Consider the following 16,278-nt stretch of genomic DNA (forward strand, 5'->3'; position numbering starts at 1 on the left):
CTTGCGGCCGGCAGGAACCGGCCAGAGCACGTCGTTTATGGGGCAGGCCCTTAGGCCCGGATGTTATTCCGATGGATCAGCGGTTTCCCCGAGACACCGCACATCCCCCTCTGTGATCGCCGATCATGGTTGATAAACCGTTGATCGCGCTCGACAGCCTGAAAGATTTGGCGGAGGAATGACGGCAATTCCATGGCGGACGCATGACGTCGGGGGCGGGGAAAGCTATGCGCATCATCGGCAAGATCCTGAAATGGCTGGTCGGCGTCATTGTCCTTGTGGTCGCCGGCTTGTCGGCCTGGTTGTACTTTGCGCCCCCGGCGCTGATCCGTGTCGGCTCCGGCTATGCCGCCAAGATAGTCTGTTCCAATGTCTTCCTCGCCGGCCGCGACGCCAATCAGGTGCTGGCCGACGATGTCCAGGCGCCGGGTCATCCGTTGCTCCGGCTGATGTCGGTGAGCGTCGACCAGAGCGCCGGCACGGTGCGCGCGGGCCTGTTCGGCGTCTTCGGCAGAGGACTTGCCGTTGCCCATGACGGCGCCGGTTGCAGCAACGTGCCGGACGGCGACATTGCCGCCGCGGCGCTGGGTGCCGTACCGGTCGCACCCGCGGCCGATGCCAATGCCGAGGCGCTGTGGCCGGAGGGCGAGAAGGTCGATGCCTCGCAGAACCCGGCGATCACGGCCGTTCTTGACGATGCGGCACTGGCCGGCCCCGGCATGCGCGCCATCGTCGTCGTGCAGAACGGCCGGATCGTCGGCGAACGTTATGGCGAGGGTTTTGCTTCTTCGACGCCGCTGCTCGGCTGGTCGATGACCAAGACGGTTACGGCCGCGATCATCGGAACGCTCGTCGGCGACGGCAAGATGTCGGTCGACAAGAGCGGACTGTTCGAGCCGTGGAAGGCCGACCGCCGCGCTGCGATCAGCCTCGCCGACCTCATGGCGATGTCGAGCGGACTCGAGTTCAACGAGGATTACGGCGACGTCACCGATGTCACGCGCATGCTCTATCTCGAATCCGATATGGCAGGTTTCGCCGCGGCCAAGCCTCTGGTCGCCGAAGTCGGCAAGAAATTCTCCTATTCCAGCGGCACGACCTTGCTTTTGTCGCGCCTCTGGCAGGACGCTGTCGGCGATCCGGCCAGGGCACTGGCCTGGCCACGCGAAAAACTGTTCGGTCCGCTCGGCATGACCAGTGCGGTGCTGGAGGCCGATGCGCGCGGCACCTTCGCCGGATCGTCGTATCTCTACGCCTCGGCGCATGATTGGGCGCGCTTTGGCCAGTTCCTGCTGCAGGATGGTGTCTGGAACGGCGCGCGCATCCTGCCCGAAGGCTATGTCGCCTGGATGCGCGAGAAGGCGCCGGCAGCCGCGATTGGCGAGTACGGCCGCGGCCAGTTGTGGCTGCAGGGACCGGAGGGCGGCACGCCGGAAGGCGAAGATCCCGATGTCGGCTTCGATCTGCCCGACGACACCTTCTGGATGCAGGGCCATGACGGCCAGACGGTGGCGATGGTGCCTTCGGCCAATCTGGTGGTCGTCCGCCTCGGCCTGACCCCGTCCAAGCTGCGCTACAAGCCGCAGGCGATGCTGTCGGCCTTGGTGGCAGCACTCAGATAGGCTTGGGCCCGCCGACGACGAAGAGCCAGGCGTAACCGCGGTAGAGTGCGCTGAAGCGGCAGCTCTTGCCGGCGGCGCTGGCCTGGGCGGCGATTTCGACCGCCATGGTTTCGCGTGGACTGACGTGGAACCGTGCCAGCCAGCCGCGCAGCAGGTTGCGGAACCAGTTTGGCAGCCCTTCCTGTTGGCCGAAATCGACGATGTGGACCGAGCCCACCGACACTGCCAGCGCCGCCGACACCGAGCGTTCCCAGCCCGGGATCATCGACAAGGCATAGGAGACGAACACCCGGTCGAAGCCGGTACGGCCGAACAGGGATGCGGCGTCGAATGAGGTCGCGTCGGCCTGCGCGAGCGATATGCGATCAGACAGGCCGGCGCGGGCAATCGACGCCCTGGCCGTTGCCAGCATCTCGGCGGAAATGTCGAGGCCATAGAAATGAGCATTGGGATAACGCTTGGCGGCGAGGATCAGGTTGCGGCCGGTGCCGCAGCCGAGTTCGAGCACGGTGCCGCCCTTGGGCGGAGCGAGTTCGGAGATCATGCGGTCGCGGCCTAGCAGATAGTATTTGCGCGTCAGGTCGTAGATGTGGCGTTGATGCCGGTAGACGCCGTCCATCAGCCCGGAATGGCCGGCCGAAAGCTCGGGCGTACTCATCAGGATTTCTTCACATAGAGGTGGAAGCCGCCATAGATCGCCGAGCGGTCGCGGGCGGTGTAATCGCGCGAGGCCCGTTCCTCGTAGGTCCACTGGTCGAGCAAAGCCGGCGACAGGCGGCCTGGCAGCAGGCTGGGTTCGGCCGCGGTGCGGAAGATGACGCGGGCGCCTGACGCGGCCGTGCGCGTAATTTCGGTCCACAGCGCGTTGAGTTGCTCGTCGCTCATCCAGTCCTGGGCGTCGAGCAGGATGTAGCGGTCGACGGAACCGGCATCCTTGTCGGCCAGAAGTTCGGTGAAGTTGGCATGGTGGACGGTGACACGATCGACGCTCGCGCGGATCGTGGCGTAATTGTCCTGCTCGAGATAGGCGGGCAGGGCGGCTTCGCCAGGCTTGGGGTAGCGGCGAGCGAAGGCCTGCCAGGCGAAATAGTTGCTTTCGAGCGGGAAGTCGCAGGCGAGCTTTTCCAACCGCGCCTTGAGCACGCCGGCCATCGAGCCGTCGCCCGAAGTCAGAAGCGAGTCGTATTGCGCCGGCGGGATGCCGAGACCGAACAGCGAGGATTTGCGCGACGTGATGAAGCGCAGCATGCGGCGCTCGAACACCGGCGCGATCTTTTCGTCGAAGAAGCGGCGCTGCTCCTGCTGGCTGCCGGTGGCCATGATGGCGGCCGGGTCGACGCCGTAGAGTTTGGCGACGCGGTGACCGGCAGCGATGAACAGGCCAAGCAGGCCGGTCTTGTAGAAATTGCCGTCGAAGGTGGCGATGCGGCGCTTGCCGCGCCAGCTGCGGCGCTCCCAATAGGCGCGGCTCGAAGCATCGAGATGCGGCGCGATGAAGCGGTCATAGGCATGTGAGTTGTGCTCGACATCGGTTTCGCCGAAGAAGCGGAACAGGTCGCCCTGCGTTGGCAGGTGGCGTACCGCGGCCAGCTTCATTCGGTTCAGCGCGATGTGGGCACCGTTGAGATCGACGGCGTCGATCCTGGCTGGCGAGCGAGTAAGATAGGCGAGAATGTTACAGCCGCCCGAGGCGATGGTGACGATCCTGTGGCCCTTGCCAAGCTGCATGGCCTCCATGTCGACGTCGGGATCTTCCCAGATCTGCGGATAGACGAGGCCCGAAAACAGCAGCGCAAACAGCCGCTCGGACAGGCCCTCCTTCGAAAGTGCGCGGTTCTGGTAAACCGCCTTTCCAACTTTCTTGCCGCGACGAAAGACAAGTTCTCCGGAAACGTCGGTCATGGAAATGCGATTCCCCGCTTCGTTGTTGGGCGCAGCGGGTAGCCTACCGGCGTGACAGCGCGGTGACGGTGCGATGACGGCGGTACGACAGGCGCTTATGTGTCAGGGCGCAACCGAACGTTACGAAACCGTGCGGGACCTCGCGCATTTCCTTCCCGACGCCCGTTCAACGGGCTGTTCTCGAAAGGAGATTGTTATGAAGAAGTTCATTCTCGTCGGTTTCCGCCATTGCGCTGTTCGGCGTTGCCGCCTGTAGTGACAGCGGCACCGACAGCACGACCACTGAAAGCGTGAAACCGCCTGTGACCGAGCAGTCGGCTCCCGTGAACCCGGCACCGGCCACGCCCGAGGCCTCGCCGCCGGCGACCGACAACACCACGACCAAGAGCATTACGCCGGCACCGGAGAGCGGCAAGAGCGGCGAGATGCAGAACACCGATCCGATGCAGCCCAAGCCCGTCGAGCCGGCTGCACCCGCGCAGTAAAGTTGCGGGAGGAGGCAAGCCCGGAGCATCGCTCCGGGCTTTTCTTTTGTGTCGAGGTTAGCGCGTCACCCGGGCCCGGCGGCCAAGCGCCACGATCGCGATGACGGCGAGCGCGAAGATGAGAGTTCTTGCACCGACATGTTCGCCAAGCAGGAAGGCGGAGATGGCGAGGGTGACGAATGTCTGCAGCAGCTGGACCTGGCTGACGCGGGCGATGCCGCCCATGCCGAGACCGACATTCCAGGCGAAGAAGCCGAGGAACATCGAGCCGAAGCAAAGATAGAAGAAGGCAGATGTCTGCGCCGAGGAGGCAGAGGCGAACTCCGGATGCCAGCTCAGCAGGGCTCCTGTCATGGAGATCGGCGCGGTCAGGATCAGCGACCAGCAGATAACCTCCCAGCCCGGCATGCGGCGGGACAGCTTGCCAGACACGACGTAGCCGAGGCTTGCCGAGAGGGCAGCGAGGAACAGGAACAGGTCGCCTGACGACAGCTGCATGCCGCTGTCGCTGATGGCGAAGGTGACGACGAGAGCGGCGCCTGCGACGCCGCAGGCCCAGAAAAACGAGGATGGCCGCTCGCCGCCGATGAGGGCGGCAAAGATGCTGGTGCTCAGCGGCAGTACGCCGAGAACCACACCGCCATGGGACGCCGGTACCGTCTGCATGGCGATGGAGGAGAAGATCGGGAAGCCGAAGACCAGAAGCAGGCCGGCGAGGAACAATGCCGGCGCATCGTCCTTCGGGAACCGCTTGCGCAGGATGAGCAGCAGCGCGGCCGCAGCAAGCGAGGCCATTGCCGCGCGGCCGTTGGTGACGAACCAGGGCGAAAAGGTTGCGAGAGCCACGCGCGTCGCCGGCAGGGTGCCGCCGAAGATGACGACGCCGAGCGTGCCCAAGGCAAGGCCAATCGTCTCGCGGGAGACCGTGCGTGCCGGCTGGGTGGTGTTGCGTGCATCCATGACGCAGATCGATAGCGGCAGCTGGCTTTTGCGTCGTGAAAATTCCATTGGGCCAGAATTTTGGTCCAGATGCCGGACTGTTGCCGACAAAGTTATGCGCGTGGCACCAAGGCATCTCGCATTTGCGAATGTTTCATCCTAAGAAGCGGCCATGTCGATTTGGGACCGTCTCGGCGACTTCATCGCGCGTATCTCTGCGTCGGCGGCAAATGGCGTCGCGGACGTCGTCGAGGCCGTGCGCACCGTCTTTTCCGGAGACGCGGAAACCCGCCGCCGCGTGGCGTTTTCAGTGGCGATGATCGCGCTGTCGGCGAAGATGGCCAAGGCCGATGGGATTGTTTCCCAGGCCGAGGTGCGCGCCTTCTACGAAATATTTGCGGTCCCGCCCGAGCATGCGCGCGACGTCGCGCGGCTCTACGACATTGCCCAGCAGGACGTCGCCGGCTTCGAGTTTTACGCCGAACGCATGGCCAAGCTGTGCGGTTCCGGCCATTCCAATTGCGCAATGTTGGAGGACATTCTCGACGGCCTGTTCCACATCGCCAAGGCCGACGGCATGATGCACCAGTGCGAGGGCAGCTTTCTGCATCGGGTCTCCGAGATCTTCCGCATCGACGAGTTGCACTACCAGACCATCGTGGCGCGCCATCTCGATCTCGGCGACACCGATCCCTATCGTGTGCTCGGCATCGAGCGCGGCAAGCCGTTCGAAGATGTGCGCAAACACTACCGCAAGCTTGTCGCCAGCAATCATCCCGATAAGCTGATCGCGCGCGGCCTGCCGGAAGAGTTCATCAGGATCGCCACCACCCGCATCGCCGCAATCAATGCGGCCTACGAGATGATCGAAAGGGGACTCCGGCACGCATGAGCGGTTTTCAACCCGACCAACCGCATGCCGAGGTACGGCTTTCGCCCAATTTCGGGCAGCGGCGCGACGGGATGAAGCCCGACATGATCGTGTTGCACTACACCGGCATGGAAACCGGCGACGGTGCGGAGTCCTGGCTGTGCAATCCCGAAAGCGAAGTGTCGTCGCACTATCTGGTGCATGAGGACGGACGCATCGTTCAGATGGTGCGCGAAGGCGACCGCGCCTGGCATGCCGGCAAGAGCTCCTGGCGCGGCGAAACCGACATCAACTCCTGCTCGGTCGGCATCGAGATCGTCAATCCGGGCCATGCGCTCGGCTACAGCGCGTTTCCCAGACGTCAGATGCGGGCGGTGATCGAGCTCTGCCTCGGCATCGCCGAGCGCCACAATGTGGCGCCGGAACGCGTCCTAGCGCATTCCGACGTCGCCCTGGGACGCAAGGTCGACCCCGGCGAGAAGTTTTCGTGGCGGATGCTGGCCCAGTCCGGCATAGGTCATTGGGTCGCACCTTCGCCGCGCAACGGGCGCGCGCTGCTGCAACCGGGCGACGGCGGGGCGGCTGTCGAGGAGTTGCAGTCGATGCTCGCGCTCTATGGTTACGGCGTCGAGATCACCGGCCGCCTCGACGCGCAAACGGTTGTAACTGTTCAGGCTTTTCAACGTCACTTCCGCACCAGCTGCGTCGACGGAGTGGTCGACGCATCGACCGTGTCGACGCTGCGGCGACTACTTGCGGCGCTTCCCGGCGGGCTTGACTAGCCCTGGGTTGGTGATTCGCCAGATTACAACCTGTCACGCATTGTGACTTGTCCGGCCATTTTTCCCGCCAGTTCCCCCGTCACATGCATTTCCGTGCAAGGCGCCGGCTAAGTCTGCCATGCCCCGTAAGAGGGCCCTCCGGCGTTTAGGAAGGGATGCTGCGCGACGGCTTTCGGCTGTCGTTCGGCCTGTTCGAGAACAAGGATAATATGAAGAATTTGACCGTTTTAGCGGTGGCATTTGCCGCCGGCCTGACCTCTTTTGCCGCTCACGCCCAGGACGGCGCAGCCAGGGCCTCGAAGGCGATCATCGAAACCAGCAAGAAGGCCAGTGCAGCCAAAGCAAACAAGATCGGCGACGACTGCCCATATCTGTTCGGCTGCAGCGCCAAGAAGGAAACCGCCGTCGACAATTTCACGACCGCCTCGATCGGCGCCAAGGGCGCGAAGTCGCTGAAGGAGCAGGCAGGCAAGTCGGCCAAGGCTGCCAAGGCGAACGCACCTTACGGTGAGATCGTCGCGCGCTATGCTTCGTCCTACGGCGTTCCGGTTTCGCTCGCCCATGCCGTGATCAGCGTCGAAAGCAACTATCGCCCCAACGTCCGCGGCAGCGCCGGCGAAATCGGGCTGATGCAGATCAAGCCGTCGACTGCCCGCATGATGGGTTACAGCGGTTCGGCCAAGGGCCTGTTCAACCCCGAGACCAATATCAAGTTCGGCATGAAGTACCTTGCCAAGGCTCACGAGCTTTCCGGCGGCACGACTTGCGGCACGATCCTGAAGTACAATGCCGGTCACGGTGCCAAGCGCATGAACCCGGTTTCCGCCGCCTACTGCAAGAAAGTCCAGGCCCGCATCGGCGGTTGACCGCTCGGGGACGGAATGGTTCCCGCCGCATCGGCTGGAAAATCGTCGGCGATTTTGGAAAGCACGATGCGCAGATGTAGCGAGTTGGAGCGTACGGGGTGCGTCCATTCGGACGCACAGTGCGCTGAAGGCGAATGTTTTCATTTGCCTTTTGCCGTGTGAACCATTCTATACGCCTTGCCAGCTGGCCGGGCGGCCGCACCCGCAATTGCCGAAAGGCAGCGCGTGAGGAAAGTCCGGGCTCCATGGATACACGGTGCCGGTTAATGGCCGGCGGGGGCGACCCCAGGGAAAGTGCCACAGAAAGCAAACCGCCGCGATTTTCGCGGTAAGGGTGAAAGGGTGGGGTAAGAGCCCACCGCGCGACTGGCAACAGAAGCGGCAAGGTAAACCCCACCGGGAGCAAAACCGAATAGGGGTGGTGCGAGGGGAAACCCTCAGGGCTGTTTCCGGCTCACCGCCCGGGTAGGTTGCGTGAGGCGCATGGCAACATGCGCCCAAGAAGAATGGTCGCCACGTTCCCGTGCTGCAAGGCGCGGGGGCCATACAGAACCCGGCTTACAGGCCAGCTGGCGCTTGCCTCTTTGCCCATGTCTTCAATCGCTTGTGGCCGATCTCGCGTGTCTTGAATCAAGGGCACGGAGGCCGCGCCCCGGGGCATGTGATTGGCCGAGGTCGATCATGTTTTTCTATCGTGTTGGAGGCGGATGCGTAGACATCCTGTGCGTCCTTCATGGCCATAGCGGTATCTCGGTCGACGACGTTTCGTCGTCCTGACTGCCGTCAACCGTCCAGCCTGTCCAGCGATGCCTTCATCGCGGTCCACAGCTCCTCCACCGGCTCGCAGCCGACCGACAGCCTGACGAAACCCGGCGTAACCGCGTCGCCGCGGCGCAGCCTGCGCTCGGCGACGGTGTGCACGCCACCGAAGGAGGTGGCGGCATGCATCAGTTCGCAGCCATTGATGAAGGTTTCCGCCCGCTCCTCGGAGCCGAGATCGAAGCTGATCAGGAAGCCGAAGCGGTCCATCTGGACACGGGCCAGATTGTGCGACGGGTCGCCTTCCAGTCCTGGGAAGCGCAAGCCGCTGACGGCCGGGTGCGCATTGAGGCGCGGCGCGATGATTTCGGCTGTCGAACACATGCGGTCGAAGCGCAGCTCGAGCGTTTCCAGGCCGCGATGCACCAGCCAGGCCTCGAACGGGCCGGGAATGCCGCCGGCATTCTGTCGCCATTCGGTGACGGCGGCGACGATGTCCGGATCGCGGCTGGCGACATGGCCGAACAGCACGTCGGAATGGCCGTTGGGCGCCTTGGTGTCGGCGGCGACGACGATGTCGGCGCCGAGGTCGAGCGGGCGCTGGCCGAAGGGCGTCATCGTGGTGTTGTCGACGATGAGCAGGCCGCCGGCCTTGTGCACGGCATCCGCCACGGCCGCGATGTCGCAGATGTCGAGCGTCGGGTTGGACGGGCTTTCGATGAAGACGAGGCGGTAGCCTTGGAAGCCGCCATCGAGGAAGCTTGCTGTCGGCCGCACGTCGGTCTTGACGCCGAAGGCGCCGAGGAAGCGATCGGCCAGGATGCGCGTCGTGTGATAGCCGTCCGAGGCGACGAGGATGCGGTCGCCGGTCTTGAGCAAGGCGAAGAAAGCGGCCGAAATGGCCCCCATGCCTGAGGGAAATGCCACGCAAGGCGCGCCCTCCAGATGCCCGAGCATCTCTTCGGTGGCCGACCAGTTGGCGTTGCTGAAGCGGCCATACTGGTTGAAGCCCGTCGCGTCGCCGGGCGCGTGATAGATCGAGGCCATGGTCAACGGCACCGGGATCGGGTCGCCGACGCCGAGTTTCGAACGGCGCAGATGGGCGAGGGTGGCGGCGCGGGCTTTCATGGTCTCGGACATGATTTGCTGTCTCTCCCTGGCAATGCAGATGACACCTCAACGCTAGGGGCTAGGTCCTTGCGCGGCAAGACGGAAACCGGGCCGCAGCGTTGGGCCACGTAAGACTTCGTTAGCCTTAAGGGATCATAAAAATCAGGAAGCCGCGAAAGGGTCCGAAAGGGCGCTGGTGACGGCCAAGTGTGCCCAGTTCCCGTTGACGCCCATATCACCCCATGTTATCCCAAATCGGTAACCATGATTTCGTTCCAGTAAAGGGTAAGGCGTTCGCCGATCCGGCAGCCGCGGCGGCTGCAGGTCGAAGTGCGCTGGCCCTGCGACGGAGGCATTTTGGGATAGATCCGGGCCATCGGGGCTCGGGTGGCATGACGAAGAGGGGCGCGGCCACGGAAGTGGCCGGATCAGTCGATGGATCGGTTTCTGTCAAACGCGGTGAACAGGATCGATGCGAAGGGGCGGGTCTCCGTTCCGGCGCATTTCCGTGCCGTATTGCAGAAGCGCGGCTACGCCGAGCTCTATGCGCTCAGGGCACTCGACGTGCCGGCGCTGGATGTTGGCGGCCTCGACCTGCTCGACCGTTACGAGCAGCGCATCGCCCAAGAAGATCCGTTCCTGCAGACGGCGGACGACATGTCCTTTTTCATCCATGGCGACAGCACCTTCCTCAAGCTCGATCAGGATGGGCGCATTTCGGTGTCGGATTTCCTGCGCGAGCATACGGGGATCACCACCGACGTGGCCTTTGTCGGGCGGGGGCAGTTTTTTCAGATGTGGGAGCCGGAGCGGCTGCGCAGCCATGGCGCGGACGTGCGTGCCCGGCTCCTGAAGCTTCGGCAGGGGACGAAGCCTGGGGAGCGACCGGAATGACGGCTGGCCACGGCGATGACCATCTTGCTGTCGGCGGACCGGCCCGCCACATTCCGGTCCTCCTCGCCGAAGTTCTGAAGGCGCTTCATCCGCAGCCGGGCGACGTGGTCGTCGACGGCACGTTCGGTGCCGGCGGCTATACCAAGGCTATCCTCGCGGCCGGCGCGTCGGTGGTGGCAATCGACCGCGATCCTGATGCCATTGCAGCCGGGCGCGAGCTCGAAGCGCAGTCGAGCGGCAAGCTCCGTCTCGTCCAGGCGCCATTCTCCAACCTCGACGAGCATGTCGAGCTCGTCGACGGTGTCGTGCTCGATATCGGCGTGTCGTCGATGCAGATCGACCAGGCGCAGCGCGGCTTTTCCTTCCGCGCCGACGGTCCGCTCGACATGCGCATGGCCCAGGCCGGTCCCAGCGCCGCCGACGTCGTCAACCGCTTCAAATCAGGCGATCTTGCGCGCATCTTCGGTTTCCTCGGCGAGGAGCGCCACGCCGGGCGTATCGCCCGTATGATCGAGAGCCGCCGCGAGCGCCGCCCGTTCGAGCGCACGCTCGATCTGGCAGACGCCATCGAGACCCACATCGGTCGCGCGCCGAAGGACAAGATCCATCCGGCGACGCGCGTGTTCCAGGCGCTGCGCATCTATGTCAACGACGAGCTTGGCGAACTGGCGCGGGCGTTGTTCGCAGCCGAGCGTGCGCTGAAGCCCGGCGGGCGGCTTGTGGTCGTCACCTTCCATTCGCTCGAAGACCGCATCGTCAAGCGCTTCATCACCGACCGCTCGTCGAGCCCGTCGCGGTCGCGCTACATGCCGGAACTCGAAACCATCGCCACGACCTTCGACAAGGCCGGCGGTGCTGTCGGTCCGAGCGACGCCGAGACGGCAATCAATCCGCGTTCGCGTTCGGCCAAGCTCAGGGCTGCCGTTCGCACGACGGCTGCACCGCGCGCCGAAGACTTTTCCATTTTCGGGCTTCCGAAACTTCCCGACGTCAGCCAGTCGGGAGAAAGGTGAACCATGTTCCGCACCAGTGACATCGTGCTGATCGCCGTCATGGTTGGCGCCGCGGCGTTCACCTACAAGACCAAGGATGAGGCCGAGAACCAGCTCAAGGCCGTCAACAAGATTGAGGCGCAGATCCGCTTCGAGGAAGACACGATCGACCTGTTGAAAGCGGACTGGAGCCTGCTCACCCAGCCCGCGCGCCTGCAGAAGCTGTCACAGGTCTATGAGGCCGAACTCAAGTTGCAGCCGGTGGATGCGCGCCAGATCGTTGGCCTGAACGATCTGCCGGAACGCCAGCTGACCATCGAAGACATCACATCGGAGCGTTTCGGCGGCGTTGCCGAAGCCGCACCCGACCAGACCGTGACCGGAGGGATTGCCCGATGATCGGCTTGCTTGGCAGGAAGCGCGGCAAGGGTGAAGGCAAGCCCTCGATCGTCGTCGACAGCGCGCGCAAGGCGACCGGCGGCCGCACGCGCAACCGCGTCGTCATGACCATGGCGGTGTTCTTCGGTATCTATGCGACGATTGCCGGACGTCTCGTCTATCTCGGCATGCAGGACCCCGAGACGTCTTCGGGACCTGAATCGCGCGTCACGGCGTCGCGTCCCGATATCGTCGATCGCAACGGCGAGGTGCTTGCCACCGACATCAAGACGTCGTCGCTGTTCGCCGAGCCGCGCCGCATCGTTGATGCCGACGAGGCGATCGAGAAGCTCACCACCGTGCTGCCCGACCTTGAGGTTGAGCAGACCTATCTCAAGCTCAAGAGCGGCACCGGCTTTGTCTGGCTCAAGCGCCAGCTCACACCCAAGCAGCAGGCCGAGATCATGGCGCTGGGCATTCCCGGCATCGGCTTCCGAACCGAAAAGCGCCGCTTCTATCCCGGCGGTGAAACGGCTTCGCACATCGTCGGCCTGACCAACATCGACAACAAGGGCATTTCCGGCCTCGAGAAATACATCGACGATCAGGGTCTCGCCGACCTCCAGGCTTCGGGCCTGGCAATCGCCAAGGACCTCAAGCCGGTCAAGCTGTCCATCGACCTGCGTGTCCAGCACATCGTCCGCGACGAACTCGTCAGCGCCCTGGAGAAGTACAAGGCCATCGCCGCCGGCGCCGTCGTGCTCGACGTCAAGACAGGCGAGGTGCTGGCCATGGGCTCGGTGCCCGATTTCGATCCCAACAATCCCTACAACGCCCAGGACAAGGATCGACTGAACCGCATGTCGGCGGGCCTGTTCGAGATGGGTTCGACAATCAAGAGCTTCACCACCGCGATGGCACTCGATTCCGGCAAGGTGACGATGGACAGCACCTTCGACGCGCGCCGGCCGATCACCATCGGACGCCAGACCATCCGCGACTTCCACGGCAAGGGCAGGGTGCTGACCGTGCCTGAGGTGTTCATCTATTCGTCCAACATCGGCTCGGCGCGTGAAGCCGATGTTGTCGGCATCGAAGGCCACCGCGAGTTCCTGAAGCGCATGGGTCTGCTCGACCGCATGAAGACGGAGCTGCCCGAAGTTGCCCGTCCGACCGAGCCGAAGGTGTGGAAGAAGGTGCATTCGATCACGATCTCCTTCGGCCACGGCATGTCGACGACGCCGCTACAGACGGCGGTTGGCGCCGCCGCCTTGATGAATGGCGGCAAGCTGATACCGCCGACTTTCCTGACGCGGACCGAGGCCGAGGCCGACGCGGTTGCGACGCAGGTCATCAAGCCGCAGACCAGCGAGGATATGAGGTATCTCTACAAGCTCAACGCGACCAAGGGGTCGGGCGGTTCAGGCGCGCGAGCGCAGGTCGAGGGCTACCGTGTCGGCGGCAAGACCGGTACCGCCGAGAAGGTCGTCAACGGCCGCTACTCCTCCGACGTCCGTTTCAACGCCTTTCTTGCGGCATTTCCGATGGACAATCCGAAATACGTCGTGTTGACCATCGTCGACGAACCCAAGCGTGAACATCCGGGCGTGGGCGCAACGGCGGGCTTCAACGCGGCACCCATGGTCGCCAACATTATCCGCCGTTCGGCGTCTCTGCTTGGCGTGAAGCCAGAATTCGGCCAAGAAGCTGGGGCAACGCTGGCTTCCTACCCTTGATTCTGGGCGCGCAGAAGCGTCCTGCTTGTTTGTGACGAACGGAACTCGATGAAAATAGAAGACCTTGCTGGTATCCTGCCCGTCGACGGGGTTCTGCCCCGGGATGTCGAGGTGAGCGGGGTTTCGTCGGATTCGCGGCAGGTGACGCCGGGGATCCTTTTCTTTGCCGTCTCCGGCAGCAAGGCGGACGGCGCGACCTATGCAGGCGATGCAGCCAGGCGCGGTGCGATTGCTGTCGTCGCGGCCACGGGCGTCGATCTCTCTTCCGCCAGCCTGCCGGTGATCGCGGTCGACGATCCGCGTCGGGCATTGGCGCTTGCGGCAGCGAAGTTCTATGGCAGCCAGCCGGAGACCATGGTCGCCGTCACCGGCACCAGCGGCAAGACCTCGGTCGCCGCCTTCACCCGGCAGGTCTGGAAACATGCCGGCCTGGCCGCGGCCAGCATAGGTACGACAGGTGTCGTGGCGCCCGGACGCGTCGAATACGGCCAACTGACCACACCCGATCCGGTCGCACTGCACAAGCTGCTCGCTGAACTGGCAGTGTCAGGGGTGACCCATGCCTCGATGGAGGCGTCCAGCCACGGCCTCGACCAGCGCCGCCTCGACGGCGTGCGCCTCGCTGCCGCCGGCTTCACCAATCTCGGCCGCGACCACATGGATTACCATCCGACGGTCGAGGATTATCACCGCGCCAAGCTGCGCCTGTTCGATACGCTGCTGCCCAAGGGCGCGCCGGCGATCGTCTTCGCCGACGACCCTTGGTCCGAGCCGACGATCAAGGCTGCCCGCGCTGCGGGCCTCGACGTCTTGACCGTCGGCCGTAACGGCCAGTTCCTGGCGCTCAAGCGCGTCGAGCACGAACGCCACCGCCAGCGCGCCGAAATCGAATGCGACGGCACCATCTATGAGATCGACCTGCCGTTGGCCGGCGATTTCCAGGTCTCCAACTCGCTCGTTGCCGCGGGGCTCGCGATCGCTACCGGCACCGACGTTGCCAAGGCGCTGGCAGCGCTTGAACATCTCGAAGGCGCACCGGGCCGTCTCGACCTCGTCGGCACAACGGCGCAAGGTGCGCCTGTTTACGTCGATTACGCCCACAAGCCCGACGCGCTCGAAAACGTGCTGGCGGCTGTCAGGCCGTTCACCACCGGCCGCGTCATCGTCGTGTTCGGTTGCGGCGGCGACCGCGATCGCGGCAAGCGCCCGATCATGGGCGAGATCGCGACGCGACTGGCCGACGTCACCATCGTCACCGACGACAATCCACGTTCGGAGGTTCCTGAAACCATCCGCGCGGCCATCATGGCTGCGGCTCCCGGCGCCATTGAGATCGGTGACCGCCGCCGGGCGATCTACGATGCCGTCGGCATGCTGCATGCGGGCGATACGCTGATCGTCGCCGGCAAGGGCCACGAGGAAGGCCAGACCATCGGCGCCGAGACACTGCACTTCTCGGATCACGAGGAAGTCCGCAACGCGCTTGCCGGAGTTGCGGCATGAGCCTGTTGTGGACCTCCGAGGCGCTCGTTGAGGCGACAGGCGGCCGCCCGCTCGGCCAGATGCCGGAAGGCATTTCGGGCATTTCCATCGACAGCCGCAGCCTTAAACCCGGTGAGGCCTTTTTCGCCATCAAGGGCGACGCGATGGACGGCCACGATTTCGCTACCGCGGCGATCAAGGCCGGTGCCGGCCTGCTGGTCGTCGCCGAAGGCAAGCTGCCCGCCCTGGGGCGCCTGACGGCGCCCATGATCGTCGTGCCCGACGTGCTCGTTGCACTGGAGAAGGCCGGTATTGCGGCGCGTGCCCGCTCGCGGGCACGGATCATCGCGGTGACCGGTTCCGTCGGCAAGACCTCGACCAAGGAAGCCCTGCGCCACGCTTTGTCGTCGGTCGGCAAGGTCCATGCCTCGGCCGCATCCTTCAACAACCACTGGGGCGTGCCGCTGACCCTGGCACGCATGCCCGAGGATTGCGACTACGCGGTCTTCGAAATCGGCATGAACCATCCCGGCGAGATCAGCCCGCTGGTGCGCATGGTCCGCCCGCATATCGCCATCGTCACGCTGATCGCGGCGGCCCATCTCGGCTTCTTCCGCAATCTCGACGAGATCGCCAAGGCCAAGGCCGAGATCTTCGAAGGCGTCGAGCCGGGCGGGGCGGTGCTGCTCAACCGCGACGACGGCCGCTTCAAGCTGTTGGAAAAGTTCGCTCGCGCTGCCGGCATCGACAATGTCATGAGCTATGGCGAGAACGCCCGTGCCAATTTCCGCCTGCTGAAATGCACGCTGGAAGCCGATCATTCGATGATCATGGCGCGCATCGGCGGCCGCGACGTGCCGGCCCGCATCGGTGCTCCTGGACGCCACATCGTCCAGAATGCGCTCGCCGTGCTGGGGGCAGCCCATCTCTGCGGCGCCGACGTTCCGACGGTCGCTACGGCGCTCGCCTCGATGACGGCAGAGAGTGGACGCGGCCAGCGCCACATTTTGCAGCTGCCGAACGGGCCGATCACGCTGATCGACGAGAGCTACAACGCCAATCCGGCCTCGATGAAGGCAGCGATCGAGCTGCTTGACGCGACGCCGATCCATGGTGCCGGCCGCCGCATCGCCGTGCTCGGTGATATGCTGGAGCTCGGCAGCCATTCGGCCAAGCTGCATCAGGCACTTGCCGAACTGATCGGCTCGACCAGGACCGACATGGTGCTGATGGCGGGACCCGAAATGAAGGCGCTTGCCGATACGCTGCCCGAGGGGTTCAGGGCCGAGTATCGCAGCGGCGTCGAGGAGCTGAAATCCGTGCTCCTCACCACGCTGCGGCCTGGCGACGCGGTCATGATCAAGTCGTCGAAAGGCATTGGCTTCAATCGCCTGGTTGAAGCGCTCATCAAGACATTCCCGGCTGAGGCCGGCAACACCACACCGACCTGACGAGGTCTC

At 64.3% G+C, this 16,278-nt stretch carries 15 protein-coding genes and 1 other RNA gene; 12 read left to right on the forward strand and 4 right to left on the reverse strand.

The genetic code is table 11. The features are described 5' to 3' along the window. Positions 1 to 227 precede the first annotated feature (227 nt). Positions 228 to 1,622 carry a serine hydrolase domain-containing protein gene (locus SLT36_RS12725; protein WP_432287891.1) on the forward strand — a complete coding sequence of 465 codons (1,395 nt, stop codon included), beginning with the start codon at positions 228 to 230 and terminating at the stop codon, positions 1,620 to 1,622. Here the strand turns inward: SLT36_RS12725 and SLT36_RS12730 are convergent. Together SLT36_RS12730 and SLT36_RS12735 are read right to left on the reverse strand one after the other, a co-directional pair. Then, positions 1,615 to 2,280 carry a class I SAM-dependent methyltransferase gene (locus tag SLT36_RS12730; RefSeq protein ID WP_432287893.1) on the reverse strand — a complete coding sequence of 222 codons (666 nt, stop codon included), beginning with the start codon at positions 2,278 to 2,280 and terminating at the stop codon, positions 1,615 to 1,617. The two genes, SLT36_RS12725 and SLT36_RS12730, sit on opposite strands and share 8 nt — an antisense overlap. After that, positions 2,280 to 3,524: a DUF3419 family protein gene (locus SLT36_RS12735; protein ID WP_432287894.1), complete on the reverse strand. Its 1,245-nt coding sequence runs from the start codon at positions 3,522 to 3,524 to the stop codon at positions 2,280 to 2,282. The genes SLT36_RS12730 and SLT36_RS12735 overlap by 1 nt, the downstream gene beginning before the upstream one ends. A gap of 323 nt (positions 3,525 to 3,847) precedes the next feature. Here SLT36_RS12735 and SLT36_RS12740 point away from each other — a divergent pair, with 323 nt between their 5' ends. After that, positions 3,848 to 4,009 carry a hypothetical protein gene (locus SLT36_RS12740; RefSeq protein WP_432287896.1) on the forward strand — a complete coding sequence of 54 codons (162 nt, stop codon included), beginning with the start codon at positions 3,848 to 3,850 and terminating at the stop codon, positions 4,007 to 4,009. Between the two features lie 57 nt (positions 4,010 to 4,066). On the opposite strand, the gene SLT36_RS12745 is transcribed toward SLT36_RS12740, so the two are convergent. After that, a complete protein-coding gene (locus tag SLT36_RS12745) occupies positions 4,067 to 4,969 on the reverse strand; it encodes a DMT family transporter (protein WP_432287897.1) in 903 nt (300 codons plus the stop codon). Positions 4,970 to 5,120: 151 nt separating this feature from the next. On the opposite strand from SLT36_RS12745, the gene SLT36_RS12750 reads away from it, so the two are divergent. The 4 genes from SLT36_RS12750 (at position 5,121) to rnpB (ending at position 8,044) form a co-directional block, all read left to right on the forward strand. After that, on the forward strand, positions 5,121 to 5,840 hold the full coding sequence (locus tag SLT36_RS12750; protein WP_432287899.1) for a TerB family tellurite resistance protein: 720 nt from the start codon (positions 5,121 to 5,123) through the stop codon (positions 5,838 to 5,840). Then, positions 5,837 to 6,601: an N-acetylmuramoyl-L-alanine amidase gene (locus SLT36_RS12755; protein ID WP_432287900.1), complete on the forward strand. Its 765-nt coding sequence runs from the start codon at positions 5,837 to 5,839 to the stop codon at positions 6,599 to 6,601. The genes SLT36_RS12750 and SLT36_RS12755 overlap by 4 nt, the downstream gene beginning before the upstream one ends. A gap of 155 nt (positions 6,602 to 6,756) precedes the next feature. After that, positions 6,757 to 7,467: a lytic transglycosylase domain-containing protein gene (locus SLT36_RS12760; protein ID WP_432287902.1), complete on the forward strand. Its 711-nt coding sequence runs from the start codon at positions 6,757 to 6,759 to the stop codon at positions 7,465 to 7,467. A 180-nt stretch (positions 7,468 to 7,647) separates the two neighbouring features. Further along, positions 7,648 to 8,044, forward strand: an RNA gene (gene rnpB / locus SLT36_RS12765) — RNase P RNA component class A. A 206-nt stretch (positions 8,045 to 8,250) separates the two neighbouring features. Here rnpB and SLT36_RS12770 read toward each other — a convergent pair. Further along, positions 8,251 to 9,366 (reverse strand): cystathionine gamma-lyase, encoded by a 1,116-nt coding sequence (locus SLT36_RS12770; protein WP_432287905.1) that lies wholly within the window; start codon positions 9,364 to 9,366, stop codon positions 8,251 to 8,253. A 405-nt stretch (positions 9,367 to 9,771) separates the two neighbouring features. Between SLT36_RS12770 and mraZ the strand changes: the two genes are divergently transcribed. The 6 genes from mraZ to SLT36_RS12800 are packed head-to-tail and all read left to right on the forward strand — an operon-like array spanning position 9,772 to position 16,269. Beyond that, entirely contained in the window at positions 9,772 to 10,230 is a 459-nt protein-coding gene (gene mraZ, locus SLT36_RS12775) for a division/cell wall cluster transcriptional repressor MraZ (RefSeq protein ID WP_055969736.1), read from the forward strand. Next, positions 10,227 to 11,243 carry a 16S rRNA (cytosine(1402)-N(4))-methyltransferase RsmH gene (rsmH, locus tag SLT36_RS12780; protein WP_432287907.1) on the forward strand — a complete coding sequence of 339 codons (1,017 nt, stop codon included), beginning with the start codon at positions 10,227 to 10,229 and terminating at the stop codon, positions 11,241 to 11,243. The genes mraZ and rsmH overlap by 4 nt, the downstream gene beginning before the upstream one ends. Positions 11,244 to 11,246: 3 nt before the next feature. Next, the gene (gene ftsL, locus SLT36_RS12785) at positions 11,247 to 11,621 is read left to right on the forward strand and encodes a cell division protein FtsL (RefSeq protein ID WP_067960370.1); all 375 of its coding nucleotides are present in this window, start codon (positions 11,247 to 11,249) and stop codon (positions 11,619 to 11,621) included. Continuing rightward, positions 11,618 to 13,336 carry a peptidoglycan D,D-transpeptidase FtsI family protein gene (locus SLT36_RS12790; RefSeq protein ID WP_432287908.1) on the forward strand — a complete coding sequence of 573 codons (1,719 nt, stop codon included), beginning with the start codon at positions 11,618 to 11,620 and terminating at the stop codon, positions 13,334 to 13,336. The genes ftsL and SLT36_RS12790 overlap by 4 nt, the downstream gene beginning before the upstream one ends. Positions 13,337 to 13,384: 48 nt before the next feature. Continuing rightward, positions 13,385 to 14,839, forward strand: coding sequence for a UDP-N-acetylmuramoyl-L-alanyl-D-glutamate--2,6-diaminopimelate ligase (locus SLT36_RS12795; protein WP_432287910.1), 1,455 nt, complete (start codon positions 13,385 to 13,387; stop codon positions 14,837 to 14,839). After that, a complete protein-coding gene (locus tag SLT36_RS12800; protein ID WP_432287911.1) occupies positions 14,836 to 16,269 on the forward strand; it encodes a UDP-N-acetylmuramoylalanyl-D-glutamyl-2,6-diaminopimelate--D-alanyl-D-alanine ligase in 1,434 nt (477 codons plus the stop codon). Before SLT36_RS12795 ends, SLT36_RS12800 begins: the two co-directional genes overlap by 4 nt. The last annotated feature ends 9 nt before the right edge of the window (positions 16,270 to 16,278 follow it).

The organism is Aminobacter sp. BA135 (genome assembly GCF_050859125.1).
GTDB lineage: Bacteria > Pseudomonadota > Alphaproteobacteria > Rhizobiales > Rhizobiaceae > Aminobacter > Aminobacter ciceronei.

What these genes read in the sequence shown, in the direction of transcription:
- SLT36_RS12725 (WP_432287891.1), top strand. Translation starts at nt 228, where the DNA reads ATGCGCATCATCGGCAAGATCCTGAAATGGCTGGTCGGCGTCATTGTC.
- SLT36_RS12730 (WP_432287893.1), bottom strand. Translation starts at nt 2,280, where the DNA reads ATGAGTACGCCCGAGCTTTCGGCCGGCCATTCCGGGCTGATGGACGGC.
- SLT36_RS12735 (WP_432287894.1), bottom strand. Translation starts at nt 3,524, where the DNA reads ATGACCGACGTTTCCGGAGAACTTGTCTTTCGTCGCGGCAAGAAAGTT.
- SLT36_RS12745 (WP_432287897.1), bottom strand. Translation starts at nt 4,969, where the DNA reads ATGGATGCACGCAACACCACCCAGCCGGCACGCACGGTCTCCCGCGAG.
- SLT36_RS12750 (WP_432287899.1), top strand. Translation starts at nt 5,121, where the DNA reads ATGTCGATTTGGGACCGTCTCGGCGACTTCATCGCGCGTATCTCTGCG.
- SLT36_RS12755 (WP_432287900.1), top strand. Translation starts at nt 5,837, where the DNA reads ATGAGCGGTTTTCAACCCGACCAACCGCATGCCGAGGTACGGCTTTCG.
- SLT36_RS12760 (WP_432287902.1), top strand. Translation starts at nt 6,757, where the DNA reads ATGCTGCGCGACGGCTTTCGGCTGTCGTTCGGCCTGTTCGAGAACAAG.
- SLT36_RS12770 (WP_432287905.1), bottom strand. Translation starts at nt 9,366, where the DNA reads ATGTCCGAGACCATGAAAGCCCGCGCCGCCACCCTCGCCCATCTGCGC.
- mraZ (WP_055969736.1), top strand. Translation starts at nt 9,772, where the DNA reads ATGGATCGGTTTCTGTCAAACGCGGTGAACAGGATCGATGCGAAGGGG.
- rsmH (WP_432287907.1), top strand. Translation starts at nt 10,227, where the DNA reads ATGACGGCTGGCCACGGCGATGACCATCTTGCTGTCGGCGGACCGGCC.
- ftsL (WP_067960370.1), top strand. Translation starts at nt 11,247, where the DNA reads ATGTTCCGCACCAGTGACATCGTGCTGATCGCCGTCATGGTTGGCGCC.
- SLT36_RS12790 (WP_432287908.1), top strand. Translation starts at nt 11,618, where the DNA reads ATGATCGGCTTGCTTGGCAGGAAGCGCGGCAAGGGTGAAGGCAAGCCC.
- SLT36_RS12795 (WP_432287910.1), top strand. Translation starts at nt 13,385, where the DNA reads ATGAAAATAGAAGACCTTGCTGGTATCCTGCCCGTCGACGGGGTTCTG.
- SLT36_RS12800 (WP_432287911.1), top strand. Translation starts at nt 14,836, where the DNA reads ATGAGCCTGTTGTGGACCTCCGAGGCGCTCGTTGAGGCGACAGGCGGC.